The 15,408-nt window shown below is 38.2% G+C and carries 12 protein-coding genes; 9 read left to right on the top strand and 3 right to left on the bottom strand.

Features of this window, described 5'->3' with window-relative positions:
* Positions 1-15 precede the first annotated feature (15 nt).
* The 4 genes from AC25Y1_RS16230 (at position 16) to yugI (ending at position 5,773) form a co-directional block, all read left to right on the top strand.
* Positions 16-375, top strand: coding sequence for a hypothetical protein (locus AC25Y1_RS16230; RefSeq protein WP_488149047.1), 360 nt, complete (start codon positions 16-18; stop codon positions 373-375).
* Between the two features lie 99 nt (positions 376-474).
* On the top strand, positions 475-3,057 hold the full coding sequence (locus AC25Y1_RS16225; protein ID WP_488149046.1) for a hypothetical protein: 2,583 nt from the start codon (positions 475-477) through the stop codon (positions 3,055-3,057).
* A gap of 50 nt (positions 3,058-3,107) precedes the next feature.
* Positions 3,108-5,297 (top strand): RNA polymerase sigma factor, encoded by a 2,190-nt coding sequence (locus AC25Y1_RS16220; RefSeq protein ID WP_488149045.1) that lies wholly within the window; start codon positions 3,108-3,110, stop codon positions 5,295-5,297.
* A 98-nt stretch (positions 5,298-5,395) separates the two neighbouring features.
* Complete coding sequence (gene yugI / locus AC25Y1_RS16215) at positions 5,396-5,773, top strand: S1 domain-containing post-transcriptional regulator GSP13 (RefSeq protein ID WP_488149044.1); 378 nt, start codon at positions 5,396-5,398, stop codon at positions 5,771-5,773.
* Between the two features lie 23 nt (positions 5,774-5,796).
* On the opposite strand, the gene AC25Y1_RS16210 is transcribed toward yugI, so the two are convergent.
* The gene (locus AC25Y1_RS16210; protein ID WP_488149043.1) at positions 5,797-7,113 is read right to left on the bottom strand and encodes an AAA-type ATPase lid domain-containing protein; all 1,317 of its coding nucleotides are present in this window, start codon (positions 7,111-7,113) and stop codon (positions 5,797-5,799) included.
* Positions 7,114-7,264: 151 nt separating this feature from the next.
* On the opposite strand from AC25Y1_RS16210, the gene pruA reads away from it, so the two are divergent.
* From pruA to AC25Y1_RS16195, 3 genes are all read left to right on the top strand, one after another.
* Positions 7,265-8,812, top strand: coding sequence for an L-glutamate gamma-semialdehyde dehydrogenase (gene pruA, locus AC25Y1_RS16205; RefSeq protein ID WP_488149042.1), 1,548 nt, complete (start codon positions 7,265-7,267; stop codon positions 8,810-8,812).
* Positions 8,813-8,912: 100 nt separating this feature from the next.
* Positions 8,913-10,103 (top strand): ornithine--oxo-acid transaminase, encoded by a 1,191-nt coding sequence (locus AC25Y1_RS16200; RefSeq protein WP_488149041.1) that lies wholly within the window; start codon positions 8,913-8,915, stop codon positions 10,101-10,103.
* Between the two features lie 78 nt (positions 10,104-10,181).
* Complete coding sequence (locus AC25Y1_RS16195; protein ID WP_488149040.1) at positions 10,182-11,426, top strand: Glu/Leu/Phe/Val family dehydrogenase; 1,245 nt, start codon at positions 10,182-10,184, stop codon at positions 11,424-11,426.
* A 43-nt stretch (positions 11,427-11,469) separates the two neighbouring features.
* Here the strand turns inward: AC25Y1_RS16195 and AC25Y1_RS16190 are convergent, their stop codons facing one another.
* Complete coding sequence (locus AC25Y1_RS16190; protein ID WP_488149039.1) at positions 11,470-11,712, bottom strand: DUF378 domain-containing protein; 243 nt, start codon at positions 11,710-11,712, stop codon at positions 11,470-11,472.
* 118 nt (positions 11,713-11,830) lie between these two features.
* Here AC25Y1_RS16190 and AC25Y1_RS16185 point away from each other — a divergent pair, with 118 nt between their 5' ends.
* Entirely contained in the window at positions 11,831-12,994 is a 1,164-nt protein-coding gene (locus AC25Y1_RS16185) for an iron-containing alcohol dehydrogenase (protein WP_488149038.1), read from the top strand.
* Positions 12,995-13,049: 55 nt separating this feature from the next.
* On the opposite strand, the gene AC25Y1_RS16180 is transcribed toward AC25Y1_RS16185, so the two are convergent.
* Positions 13,050-14,051 carry a cation diffusion facilitator family transporter gene (locus AC25Y1_RS16180; RefSeq protein WP_488149037.1) on the bottom strand — a complete coding sequence of 334 codons (1,002 nt, stop codon included), beginning with the start codon at positions 14,049-14,051 and terminating at the stop codon, positions 13,050-13,052.
* A gap of 225 nt (positions 14,052-14,276) precedes the next feature.
* Between AC25Y1_RS16180 and AC25Y1_RS16175 the strand changes: the two genes are divergently transcribed.
* A complete protein-coding gene (locus tag AC25Y1_RS16175) occupies positions 14,277-15,179 on the top strand; it encodes a DMT family transporter (RefSeq protein WP_488149100.1) in 903 nt (300 codons plus the stop codon).
* Positions 15,180-15,408: the final 229 nt, after the last annotated feature.

Below are 15,408 nucleotides of genomic sequence, written 5' to 3'. Positions count from 1 at the left end.
AAGTGGGGGTAGCCCTTGGACGAAATTCAACTCATTACAAACGCACAACAAGGCGATAAAAAAGCATACGGCGAATTGATGAAACGACATGACCGGACTGTCGAAAAATTCGCCTACCATTGCGGTGCGTATCTAGAAGATGTAACAGTCGTAACACAAGAGGTCTTTATCATCGGCTTTTTAACCGCAACCTGCAATCTGACCGAGAACCGTGATGTGGCACCAATGAATGAGTGGGAAATCACAGATCAGTTTCGTCTAGAATTAGAAAAATCATACAAAGAAGAACGTGGAAACGGCAGGGAAATCTTAAAATATCAAACGAAGGGAGATGTTTTCAACCCTTCGCCTGTTTTTCACGGTTATGCAATATAAGAAAAGATTTAAAATAATCTTAAAAACAAACTGAATAATGTGTACCTTCTGGTATAATAAGGATGATGAACATTTTGTGAGCAAAGGGGTTGGTGGGGAGTGAAAGAGAACGAACTCATACGTAGTGCGAAAAACGGGGACTATACAAAACTTCCAGAATGGATAGACATACATTCCGAAAAAATGATGCATTTTGCATTTCAATATGGACTAACAATAGAAGAAGCTAACGAGGTGACGTTGGATACATATATCACACTTCGCAATGAGCTAATAAAACTTGATGAGGATTGTCCATTATTACTTACACTCTATAAGCTATTATTGAAGAAGCTCTCGCGAATTCAACCAACATTACCAGTCCCAGAAGATGTTTTTCCGTTTAAAGAAGATTCGCTTCTCCATAAAAAAATCGTAGAAATGAATCGAGGATATAAAATTTCTTTCATTCTATCTAATTTACATCAGTTAACGAGCGAGCAAATTTCCTATATTGCCCATGTCTCAGAAGCTCTTGTTCAAGCCAGCATTCATGAAGCCGACAAATTACTCGGTATCGACGAGAAAAGTCTGAACTTATTAAAAAAATCCTATAACCGATTACCCGTAAAATTTAAAGCAAATCAAGTTTTTGGTGCTATAGAACAACCAGCCAGCATAACAAATAAGAAGAAATCAAAGAAAACAATTGCCTGGACAATAATTGCGGCATTTTTATTAGCTATTATTCTACTTTCTAGGCCAATCCTATTCCCGGGTCAAAATGAGCAGAGAACTGTGAATGCCTCTGATATGGAATCATTTAAAACATTGGAAGAAGAATATAAATCAGAACGTACAAAACGACAAATTTTACTTCAGTTAGAAAAAGCGCGCTTCAATCAATTAGGTTTCATTCAGAAAGCTGATCAAGATTTTCAAATATTGAAGCAAGTAATAAAAGACGGGTTGGTCTCTGTAAATATGGAAAGAGAAATAGGGATGATTATTGAATCGCTGAAATTGCCGTCCGAAATGATTATCGACATCCAACTTGAACCACTTTACGGAAGTGAAACTGAAACTGAGAGTATTGAATATATCAGAAACTATAGTGAAAAAGTTAAGGACTTAATCTTGATTTATAACGGTATCATTTGGGACTACAGAGAAACGATTGATGAATTTGATGGAGGATCGCAAAGAGCACACGCACTCATGTTTTCAAGGGAAGGTTTTCCAAATGAACTTCAACATATGATTGACACAATGCGTGACCAATCCATTCAACTCTGTGCAAAAAAACATACATTTGACATCAATGCTTGCTACTACAAGTCAGCCATACATGACCAGTATCTTTCATATGTTCACCATACAACGCGTCCATATGGTGAAATGCTGTCCTATGATTATTATCTTAACCATGCCAATATGGTGTACAGTCCGGGATGGATTTCCAGTGAACTTGACACTATCCAACAAGCCATTATTGCATTGGAGGATGACGACGACGAGTTATATATAGAACTTGAGTCACATTTTGTATCTTTTTTACTAGAATTGATGAAAGGAAAGGCCATTCTAGAAGAGTTTGAAAAAGGTACCGTTCCAACATCCTATCAACAAGCTTGGCAAAATCTCTCTTATTACTATCATGATGAGGAAGCGCTCCCTTTAATCTATTTAATTCAACCGATTGTTGACGAAATGTACCAATCTAATTGGCAGAAATCAGACAGCTGGGAAAAACTAAATCATGCATCAATCCTCGAAGCAGTCGAAATGGCACGGAACGGTAAGCTCGCTGAGAAAATGTTTGGCAAAAGGCCAACAGTCGTCAGTGAGAAAATTAATTTGCCAAGTGATGAATTCAACGCTAAAGTGGAAAAGTTATATGTCGAGTTTAGTAAAAAATACGACAAAGCCGTTTTTAAAAACCTGTCACCGATTTATGCCGTTGCTGTCTATGACTATGCAAATGAAATGGACGACCCGCTTGTCATGTTTAATTTATTCGACTATGGGACAGGGGGGCTGTCAGAAAGGGAATGGTCCGAGTGGACTACTACTTATATCGCGGAATGGCAAAAAGGAATTTCATTATTTGATGAAGCGACAACCATTGAATTTTCTGAGGAAGATATTGAGCAGCATGGTAGAAACTATTTCGCTAACGTGATTGTCAATAAAAATCAGCTAAGTGAACAACATGTTACAGTTCTAGTCGATAACAATGGTCAGTTTTCGATTAATGGATACGTCCATCAGCCACTACCGTCAACCGTTAAAATTCCTGAAACAAAAACGATTGAAATGGATCGGGATTGGATTAGCTATCATTATGATTATTTCAAAGACTCCATCACACTTAATGATATGGCGTATTTGAGTCCCATAGATGTAATTGCGGCTTATTTTTACGCAGCTGAGCAAGGTGATTTTGACACACAATATACGCTCCATTACCAAGATGAAAAAACAAACTTAAACAAAGAACAATATCTTGAAGAAGTAAGTGGAGAGCCACAAGGGAAATTTGAGGATATGTTCACATCCATTGCGTTTGAGGGTCTGGACCAAGATGAGGATGGAAACTGGCCAGGTGTTGCTACGTTAGTTGCATCAAATGAACCACAAGTAAAAGCAATCAATATGATGTGGACAAAGAATGGTTGGCGTGTTGTGTATCCAGTAAAATAATATAGATACAGTTTTGTAGGGGGATGATGTAAATCACGGAGGACATAGCGTTGTTCAATCAGCTACAATCAGGAGACAAAAATGCATTTGAGCAGTGGATGAACACACAAGTCAAAAAGATCGAATTGTTAGCTTTCCAATATGGATGTAATACTATCCAAATTCAACAAGTCACTCAAGCGACATTCAGGAAACTGTATAGCCAAATAACTGAAGTTGAAAATGAAAAACAACTTTGTTTACGCATGTACCAGATTGCATTCGATACAATGAAAAAGCTTGAACAATCTACAGAAGAAGAAACAAGATTACAGTTTGAAGAAGATCAACAACTTCATGAAAGAATTAATCATCTGAACGGTGAAGATAAGATCATCTTCCTCTTAACCTATTTTCATGATATGACGGAAAAAGAAGCCGCATTCATTACAGGTTTGCCTGAAGATGAGGTATTGAATAGACAAACTGAAGCATTCGAAAAGCTAAAGAGAGTTCAACAAAATCTCGAAAAACAACTTCAATTCCTTAAAAAATCTTATGAACGAATTCGTTTTCAATTTGTCTATGAAAATCTTTTTGAGGTAGAACAAGTCCTTCATCACCCAGAAGTAAAACCAAAGTCCGCTAAGAAAGTAATCCTTGCCTGGGTGGCAGGGATTGTCACCTTAGTAACCCTTATAGCGGTTTCAATCGTCTCGGGCGAGGAATACCAAAAATCTTCAGCTGAAAAATATATAGAACGTTTGAAAATTTCATTTGAAAAAGAAGTAGCTGATAAGTTCACTGAATTAGGTTTTGCCGAAACAATAGAACAAGACGATTACTCGTTTGGCAATCGATTTTCGGAAACAGCACGCAGTGACTTTGACGAAATGATTAGAAATTACGAAAGACAATTAAGTAGAGAAGAAAAATTCGATAAAAAAGAATTGAAGAAAGAATATCAAGCAATACTGGAACAATTAAAGCTTCCATCTGAAATGGCTGCACAGTTGATAAAAAACCCACTAACAAATGATAAAGAAAAAAGTGAAATATTTATCATTGAATACATTCAAAAGTTAGAAGAAATTCTCGATGGTTTTTATCAAGTTTACTTCAAACATCACGAATTAATTGATAAGGCGATAGTCAATGACTCAATTAATATCGAAAAGTTTATGGAAAAGATGGACACTTACCCAGAGGATCTTCGGGATCTTCTCATTGGGTTAGAAAAGCAAAATTATTATCCGGTCTCAATTCCTTATATGGCGCCTTTCTTTCCGACATACCAGACCAATGAATTGAGTGGGAATATTAGAAAATCTCTTCATGAAGATATGAGTGGATATATGACGTTACTTGAAAAACAACCGTTATTATACTTTCCGACCGATACTTATTCATTGGATGAATATGTCGACCAGTTGATTGATATGGAAAAAACATTGCTTGCAACCCAACCAGAGGATATGCAATATAGTATCCTACCGCATACTTATTCATCGTTATTTAATGTATTGGTTATTGAGAGCGAGGCGGAAGTGTATTTTGGCCAACAGGATGAAACAAGAAAGATATTTGATGAAGAAGGCAGTCTGAAGGTAGCGTATCGTGAGGCTTGGGAGAAAATCGGGAATATAGGAGAGGAATCTCCAGCAGCGCGTATTATGAAGGAAATCTTGTCAGAAATGAAAGCAAGCGGTTGGAAAGAATCCAAAAGTTATAACCGTTTAAATGTGGAGCACATTTCCAATGCGTTAAGCTATGCGAAGGATAATAGTTTGGATTTGTTTACGATCGATGAAATTATCGGATTCGGGACAATGACCACCTTAACCCAGGATCCTGAGTACCAAGCAACAGTGGCAGCGTTGTATCATAGCTTCTCTCACAATCGCGATTATAATCTTGTGACATTACAAGATGCGAACCCTTTACTGATTATCGGTGTTTATTACTATGCGAATGATGTCGAAGATCCAGAGACAATGTGGCAATTATTGAACCGCGAATACAATCCGATTTCTTTTGAAGATTTTATGGAAAACTGGACAAAAGAAGAGGCGATATTGGAACAAGTGGAGTCAATATTTGTAGATATAGGGGATGGCAGTATAAACGGTTCGCAACTAGCCACAGTTGGTTATGAGAAAAATGGCAATATAGGTCTAGAGGAAGACGGTACCATCGATTATTTCGCAAGAGTGCTTTTCGATGACGATATCGATATCTGGACGATTTATGAGCTCCAATAAGTAAATACCGCATGCTTTTTTGCCCGTAATATGCATACGTGGTATAATTGAGATGGCCTCAGGGCAGATTCGTTATCAAAATTTGGGAGCTGTTTCAATTGGCTAGACGGTATAAAGCAGGAGAAAAGCTCACAGGGAAAGTAACGGGTATTCAACCGTATGGCGCATTCGTTTCACTCGATGAACAAACTCAAGGTTTAGTCCATATTTCTGAAATCACCTATGGTTTCGTAAAAGATATCAACGAATTCTTATCAATTGGTGATGAAGTAGAAGTAAAGGTCCTGGAGGTAATCGAAAAAGACGATAAAATCAGTTTGTCGATTCGCGCACTTTTAGAAAAACCAGAGCGTCGAGACGAACGGCCACGTGAGACTTTGCAAGAACGTATAAAAAAACACGATGCAGAAGGATTTAATTCATTAGAGGAAAAGCTAGAAGATTGGATCGAGAAATTTGGTCAATCAGGAAAATGAGGGGAAGGCAATACGCCTACCGCTCATTTTTTTATTTTATTTATTTTCCGCAGACGGTATTGCAGACTTTGTCGGCTCATGCCTAAAGCATTGGCAGTTCGAGTTACATTATTACCATGGAGTTTCATCGCTTTTTTTATATAATATTCTTCAGCCGAATATAAATAATCATCGAGTGGTAATAGTTCTTTGTTGCGCTGCACGATAAAATCCTCAGCGCCAATAGTTTGGTCGGCTTCATCACCTGTTTTCACTCTAAAATGAAGTGGTAACATACTATGTGTAATTACAGTCTCTGTCGATGCGAGTGAAGTGATTTCATCCAAGAGAATCTCAAGTTCGCGAATATTCCCTGGCCATTCATATTGATCGAAAACCTTTTTTACTTCTGGAGCAATATCCGTAATGGTACTCTTATAGCGTTCACTTCTCTGCTGTAAATAAGCGAATATGAATGGCATCATATCTTCACGTCTCTTGCGTAAAGGTGGAATTCTAATCGCAAAAGAAGAGAAGAAATAATAAAGTTCCTTCAATAAGCTTCCAGAAGCAATCAATTCAACAGGGTCATCCCCAATGCTGGCGATAAATTGGCGATTCCCATCATTCATTTTTGACAAAAGAGAGAGTAATTTCTTTTGCAAAGGAATGGATAATAATTCGATTCGTTCACAAAATAACGTATAGCTTTCAGTATCACTTAAATCTTCGAGTAAACGATCAATGAGAAGTGGATCTGAACTCTGACAATGCAGCGTATAAAAGTATTGAAGTGAGGGAGATAATGCATTGTGAATGCTTTCAGCAATGAGTTCTTTGCCTGTTCCCGTCTCACCAATTAAAAGAACCGAAAGTTTCGCTTTGGCTGCTTTTTTTGCAGTTGAGACAACTGTTTTCATTGAAGAGGATTCTGCAATGATTTCGTTGAACGTAGTCGGTTTATAAAACCGTGCATCAGGTTGTTGTAAGCTTTTTTCTAAAGCTGTCACATCACGTGAAAGTTCAATGGCTCCGATTAATTTTCCGTCATCAAAAACTGGATAAGTGTCATTAATCGTCGTAATTTCAATACCATCTCGGTTCCAATAAGTTTGTTTTACATTTAACCATTCATGTCCACTTTGCAAAACTTTCAGTAAAGTGCTCTCCTCTTGTTCAAAATTAAACAACTCCAAAATTGAACGATCCTGAACGTCTTCTAAAGCAAGTCCCTCAATTTGCTTCATCTTTTTATTATAAATAATGGTGTTACCTACACGGTCGATCGCATGTATGCCAAGAGCTGCATGTTCGACGGCAAACGTATAGAACGGAAAAAGTGCATCCATTTCTTTGCGCATAAAATTCCTCCAGTCAAAAAATTAGTAAAGAAGATTAAAAGAAAAAAGTAATATTACTTGAATTAAGCAAGAATCTTTTGCATTATTATATATGTAATCAATTACAAAGTGCAAACTTTTTATGCACCTTACATTATTGAAGGAGGAAATTATGATGATTCCATACAAACATGAACCATTCACAGATTTTACAAATGAAGAAAATTACAACGCGTACATGAGCGCATTAAAACAAGTCGAAGGCTATTTAGGTGAAGACTATCCATTAATCATCGGCGGAGAACGTATAACAACTGATGAAAAACTAGTATCTACAAACCCATCTAATAAAGAAGAAGTCATTGGTCGTGTATCTAAGGCTAGTAAAGAGTTAGCTGAGCAAGCCATGAAAGTAGCAGATGAAACATTTAATACATGGAGAAAAGTTAAACCAGAATTCCGTGCAGATGTTTTATTCAAAGCAGCTGCAATCGTACGTCGTCGTAAAGATGAATTTTCAGCCTTACTGACAAAAGAAGCAGGAAAACCTTGGAATGAGGCAGATGCTGACGTCGCGGAAGGAATCGACTTCTTGGAGTACTATGGCCGTCAAATGCTTGATTTGAAAAAGGGCATGCCTGTAGTAAGTCGTCCTGGCGAATATAATCAGTTCCACTACATCCCACTAGGTGTTGGAGTTGTTATCTCCCCATGGAACTTTGCATTCGCAATTATGGCTGGAACGACTGCTGCTGCACTCGTAACTGGAAATACAGTACTTCTTAAACCGGCATCAACAACACCAGTTATTGCATTTAAATTTATCGAAGTTCTTGAAGAAGCAGGAATGCCTGCAGGTGTCGTTAACTTCATCCCGGGTTCGGGGGCAGAGGTCGGCGACTACTTAGTCGATCATCCAAGAACACGTTTCGTTTCATTTACAGGTTCACGTGAAGTAGGAACTAGAATTTTTGGACGAGCAGCAAAAGTAAATGAAGGACAAATTTGGTTGAAACGCGTTATCGCAGAAATGGGCGGTAAAGATACAATTGTTGTTGATAATCAGGCTGATTTGGAATTAGCAGCACAATCCATTGTTAAATCAGCATTCGGTTTCAGCGGACAGAAATGTTCAGCATGTTCACGTGCAATCATCCATGAAGAAGTTTATGATCAAGTTGTAGCACGTGTTGAAGAACTGACAAAAGAATTGACTTACGGTGATTCATCAGATAACTCGAACTTTACTGGACCGGTTATTGACCAAGCTTCGTACGACAAAGTTATGAAATACATCGAAATCGGAAAAGAAGAAGGTCGTCTAGTTACAGGTGGTACAGGTGACGATTCAAAAGGCTATTTCGTCGCACCGACAGTATTTGCTGACCTAGATCCAACAGCTCGGGTTATGCAAGAAGAAATCTTTGGACCAGTTGTTGGCTTATCGAAAGCGAAAAGTTTCGACGAAGCAATTGAGTTTGCCAACAACACAGACTACGGCCTAACAGGTGCAGTCATTACAAATAACCGTGAGCATATTGAACAAGCCCGCGAAGATTTCCATGTCGGTAACCTTTACTTTAACCGTGGTTGCACAGGTGCAATTGTTGGATACCAACCATTTGGCGGCTTCAATATGTCAGGTACTGACTCTAAAGCAGGCGGACCAGATTACTTGCAACTTCATATGCAAGGACAAACAACTTCAGAAACACTATAAAAGTAAGAAGAAATGCGATAATATATATACATGAACCTATAAAGAATTGTCTCTTCGATATCGAAGAGACAATTGGTTATTAAAGAAGGAGGGAATTATATTGTCGGTGTCAGCAAATGTAATTGAACAAACAGAAAAGTTTGGTGCGAATAATTACCATCCATTACCAATTGTCATTTCAGAAGCAGAGGGAGTTTGGGTGAAAGATCCTGAGGGTAATAAGTATATGGATATGCTTGCAGCGTATTCAGCTGTTAACCAAGGTCACCGTCACCCGAAAATTATTAATGCATTGAAAGAACAAGCGGACCGTGTAACGTTAACCTCACGTGCATTTCATAATGATCAACTTGGACCATGGTATGAAAAGATTTGTGAAATGTCAGGAAAAGAAATGGCTTTGCCAATGAATACAGGTGCAGAAGCGGTAGAAACTGCAATAAAAACGGCTAGACGTTGGGCGTATGATGTAAAAGGCGTTGCCGATGGACAAGCAGAAATTATCGGTTGTAATGGTAACTTCCATGGTCGTACAATGGCGGCTATCTCACTATCTTCAGAAGCAGAATATCAACGTGGATTCGGCCCTATGCTACCTGGCATTAAACTAGTTTCATATGGTAATATCGATGAACTCGAAGCTGCAATAACACCAAACACAGCAGCATTTCTAATTGAACCAATACAAGGTGAAGCGGGCATTATTATTCCTCCAGAAGGTTACATAAAAGCAGCACGCGACCTTTGCACAAAGCATAATGTATTATTTATCGCAGATGAAATCCAAGCAGGTCTTGGCCGAACAGGTAAAATGTTCGCATGTGAATGGGAAGGCATTGAGCCTGACATGTACGTGTTAGGAAAAGCACTTGGCGGTGGCGTATTTCCAATCTCATGTGTCGTAGCAAACAGAGATATTCTTAGCGTGTTCGATCCAGGATCACACGGCTCTACATTTGGTGGAAACCCAATGGCATGCGCAGTGTCCATTGCATCATTAGAAGTTCTAGAAGACGAGAATCTTGCAGCTAATGCACAAGAACTTGGTAACTATTTCATGGAAGAATTAAAGAAGATAAATGATCCTCAGATTAAAGAAGTGAGAGGTCGCGGATTATTCATTGGCGTGGAATTGTTAACAGATGCTCGACCATATTGTGAAAAGTTGAAAGAGTTAGGATTACTATGTAAAGAAACGCATGATACTGTCATTCGTTTTGCACCGCCACTCGTTATTACCAAAGAAGAAATTGATTGGGCACTTGAGAAAATCAAACAAGTTTTTGCCTAAAATATTAGTTTCAAGGTGTCAATCAATATGCTATAATATTTGCGAAGAAAAAATTAAATCAAAGAGGCGAAAAAACAATTGACTGATAATATGAAGCTGTTAACGTCCACGCAAGATGTCATTAAAGAAGCTCTTGATAAACTCGGTTACGATGAAGGAATGTACGATCTTCTAAAAGATCCAATTCGTATGGTTGAAGTACGGATTCCTATCCGTATGGATGATGGTAAAATTAAAGTGTTTACAGGTTTCCGTGGCCAACACAACGATGCTGTTGGTCCGACAAAAGGCGGCGTGCGTTTCCACCCTGATGTAGATTACATTGAAGTGAAAGCACTTGCAATGTGGATGACATTGAAATGCGGAATCGTGAATCTTCCGTATGGTGGGGGTAAAGGTGCAGTTATCTGTGATCCTCGTGAAATGTCAATGGGCGAACTTGAACGTTTAAGTCGTGGATATGTCCGTGCGCTGAGCCAGGTTATGGGACCAGCGAAGGATATTCCGGCTCCAGATGTTTTTACAAATGCTCAAATTATGGCATGGATGATGGATGAGTATAGTCGAATTGATGAATTTAACTCACCAGGATTTATAACAGGTAAACCGATTGTTCTTGGGGGTTCTCAAGGTAGAGATCGTGCAACGGCAGAAGGTGTAACAATTGTTATCGAAGAAGCCGCAAAACGTCGTGGCATTGATATGAAGGGTGCACGTGTTGTAATCCAAGGTTTTGGTAATGCAGGAAGTTTCTTGTCAAAATTCCTTCATGATGCTGGCGCAAAAGTAATTGGTATTTCTGATGCATATGGTGCGCTACATGACCCGAATGGTCTAGATATCGATTATTTATTAGATCGTCGTGATAGCTTCGGCACAGTAACAACACTTTTTGAAGATACAATTACCAATAAGGAACTATTTGAACTCGATTGCGATATCCTTGTACCGGCTGCAATTGCCAACCAAATAACTGAAGAAAATGCACATAATATAAAAGCAAGCATCGTTGTAGAGGCAGCTAATGGTCCAACGACGGCAGAAGCAACACAGATACTTACTGAACGTGGAATTCTTCTTGTTCCGGACGTATTAGCAAGTGCGGGCGGCGTTACTGTTTCGTACTTTGAATGGGTGCAGAACAATATGGGCTACTATTGGTCTGAAGAAGAAGTTCGTGAAAAGTTAACAGAGAAAATGGTAGAAGCATTCGAAAATGTTTATACCACAGCGACGAATCGAAATATAGATATGCGCTTAGCTGCATACATGGTCGGTGTTCGTGCAACTGCAGAAGCATCACGTTTCCGTGGTTGGGCTTAACAATCAAAAAGACATTTCCCGAAATAAACCGGGAGATGTCTTTTTATATTTCTTCTGGGCGTGGAACAGTCACCTTTGAAACGTCCCTATCTCGCCACTCCTCAAATAGTAAGCTGAGGCTAAGAAGTCCTGCAACACCGATAACAATATAAATAAGTCTAGCAATCGGCTCCGCAGAACCACCAGCTAATTCTCCAACAACATCAAATCGAAAAAAACCAGCAAGACCCCAGTTTAATGCACCAATTATGACTAATGCGAGGGCGATTCTTTGTACAGTTTCCATGTAAAACACCTCCATATTAAGTATGTCCATTTGTTAAGAATAAATACAAAATACATATATTTTGCATTCATGAATCACGTTTCGGATAATAAGGAGAAGAAGAGGAGGCTTTCTTATAATGAATGAATTCACATTTCACAACCCAGTCAAATTAATATTTGGTAAAGGCCAATTAGCAAAGCTTACTGAAGAATTACCGAGTTACGGGAAAAAAGTTCTTGTTGTTTATGGTGGTGGGAGTATAAAAAGAAACGGACTTTATGATGAAGTCATGTCACTACTCAAAGAATTAGGTATGGAAGTCCATGAATTAGCGGGAGTTGAACCAAATCCACGTATTTCAACTGCACGTAAAGGGGCAGAAATTTGTAAAGAGCAAGGAATCGACTTTTTACTAGCAGTCGGGGGTGGGTCGGTAATTGATTGTACGAAACTCATAGCCTGTGCGGCAAAGTATGATGGAGATGCCTGGGATTTTGTTAGTAAAAAAGCATTCCCAACTGATGGACTTCCGTTTGGTACAGTACTGACTTTGGCAGCAACAGGTTCTGAAATGAATGCCGGATCGGTTATTACAAACGAAGATACAAAAGAGAAATACGGGTGGGGAAGTCCGTTTACATTCCCGAAATTCTCGATTTTAGATCCGACCTATACAATGTCCGTACCTAAAGACCAAACAGTATACGGTATTGTTGACATGATGTCTCATATCTTCGAACAATACTTTAATGAAGCAACAAACACGCCGGTCCAAGATGAGATGTGCGAAGGTGTACTACGCGCAATTATTGAAAATGGCCCCAAACTTGTGGAAGACCTTGAAAATTATGACTTACGAGAAACGATTCTAATAGCAGGAACACTAGGGCTAAATAACTTCCTGCGCTTAGGTTACCTAGGGGACTGGGCATCACATGAAATCGAACATGCAATTTCAGCAGTTTACGACATCCCCCATGCAGGCGGCTTAGCAATTATATTCCCACATTGGATGAGGCAAAATGTGGATGTAAATCCTAAGAGATTTGCAAGGATGGCGGAAAAAGTATTCCAAGTCAATTCCGAAGGTAAAACGACAAAAGAAGTTGCCTTAGAGGGAATTGACCGTTTAAGATCATTCTGGTCTTCGATTGGCGCACCAGAAACACTTGCAGATTATGGGATAGATAATTCTAAAATCAGCATAATGACCGAAAAAGCTACTATTAATGGTAACATCGGTCGATTTTCGAATATGAATAAAGAAGATGTTGAAAAAGTGCTAGTAGCCTCTTTATAATGTGAAAAACCGTCACGCAACAGAGGGCTGCGTGACGGTTTTTTTAAATAAATGGTTATTCAGGAAGTTTCGAACTATAATCATCAACTTTAATCATTTCATTTGATCCTTTCCAAGATCGGATACCATCATCTTCATCAAATGATATAATAACATCCTGTACACCTTTTTGATTTAAGATGATCTTCATAAGTCGATCACGTATATCATCTATATAAGCGAGTGTAAGGGAGGGATTAACCTCGGCTATTACTTGAACATGAAGAAACTCTCCTTCTTTGATCACCTCGATTTGTTGAATATCCTTAATATCGGAATCCATAGCAACAAGATGTGCGATGTGATTAAGCATTTCTTCATCAGTTTCTCCAATTGCACCTCGAGCATTTTCAAGGAAGATTTTCCCGACAACATAAAACATCATTAACCCGATCATTATAGAAGCAACACCTTCTGCAACGAGCAGTCCAAGGAAATGCGCAAGTAAAACTGCGATAAAAGCTAAAATACCACCGGCTGTGGCAACAAGATCTTCCATGAAAACAAGTTTTGTAGCAGGTTTTGCTTTATTTAGATTAGTAAAGCCTAATGTTAGTGGTGCAATACCACCTTTTTTAATCCCGGCCTCATGTAATATTTCCTGTCCTGCTTTATAAAGGACTCCAACTTCAAGAATGATTGCAATACCAAGCACGGATAGGTTAATGATAAATCCGCCTGATTCAGTTGGATTCATTACATGATGCCAACCTTCTTTTACTGCTTCATAAGACATAATTGCGACTATGATTACAGCTCCGAGGCAAACTAAATTAACGACTCGTCCGAATCCATTTGGAAATTGAGGAGTTGGTGCCTTTTTTGATAATGCTGAGCCAATAAATACGAAAAATTGATTTGCAGCATCACCAATTGAGTGAAGTGTCTCCGCAAACATAGCTACATTTCCAGTTAGGAAAAATGCGATGCCTTTCAAAATTGCAATAATGGTATTTACGATTCCTGCGAGCAGAGAAGGTTTATTTCCTTCTTTTAATAGTTTAAACATACCTGTCATTTAAAAATCCTCCCTTTAATGGAACAACAAATTGTTGTTAAACTTATATTCCCTTGTTATAGACATATTTAAACTTTGTTAACTAGATAGGACTATAATTAAAAAATATTATAGGATTAATACTTTTTAATGACATATACCTTCTATAGAAGGTTTGTAACTTCGGTAGATGATATACTGATGAATATTGTGTGCTCTATTAATTATGAAAGTGATGTGTTCTTTATGGAAAAACCAGGCATCAATCCATACATTCCAATAATGATTGGCGTGATATCAGTCGCTCTATCGGCTATTTTTGTCAAATTAGCTACTGCGGACGCGGGTGTGATTGCATTTTATCGTATGTTGTTCTCTGTCTTATTACTATTACCCGTTTTTCTGTACAAATATAGATGGGAAATTAAACTATTAACTAAACAAGACTGGATCAACACTACCTTCGCTGGTGTGTTTTTGGCGTTTCATTTCATTTTCTGGTTTGAATCGCTAAATTATACATCCGTAGCCAGTTCTACGGTATTAGTTACACTACAGCCAATATTCGCCTTCGCGGGTACTTACTTTTTCTTTAAGGAAAAGTTAAGCTTTAAAACAATTTTATCCGCTTTAATTGCGATTGCTGGTAGCTTTATCATAAGTTGGGGAGACTTTAAAGTGAGTGGCACTGCATTATTTGGTGATATGCTGGCTTTGATTGGTTGTGCGTTAATAACGGCATATCTATTATTTGGACAAGTAGTTCGTCGACATCTCTCTTTAATTACGTATACATTTATTGTTTACTCCATCAGTACGGTGACACTATTCTTCTACGTCATTGTAAGAGGAGAATCGTTTGGCCCACATCCAAGTATGGATTGGATGTGGTTTTTGCTACTTGCGCTTATTCCGAATCTATTGGGGCACTCATTATTTAATTGGGCGCTTAAGTGGGTTAGTACAAATGTAATATCCATAGCAATCTTATTTGAGCCAGTAGGTGCGTCAATCTTAGCTTATTATGTCTTCCACGAAACGCTTTCAGTAGCTCAAATAACTGGAGGACTTGTTGTTATTATGGGGATTCTATTGTTTGTTGTAGATAGGAAAACTATGAGAAAAATATTATTTTTAAAAAAGACTTGATTTCTTAGTGCTTCTTGGGGTATATTATTACTTGTCCTTAAGAAGCCGTTCTTATTCAACAGAAAAAAAGAATTTAAAATAACTGTTGACATTGAATGTAGGATTTGTTATATTTGAGAAGTCGCTGTTACAGAAGAGAAGCGAAACGAACTAACTTAATACTTCTTCTGATTTAAAAAAGAAACAAAAATGAACCTTGAAAACTGAACAGCAAAACGTCAAGATATAT

It is taken from the genome of Sporosarcina sp. Y1009 (assembly GCF_057669865.1).
Note: the sequence above shows the minus strand (reverse complement) of the source record. Positions and strands in the feature narration are given on the sequence as shown.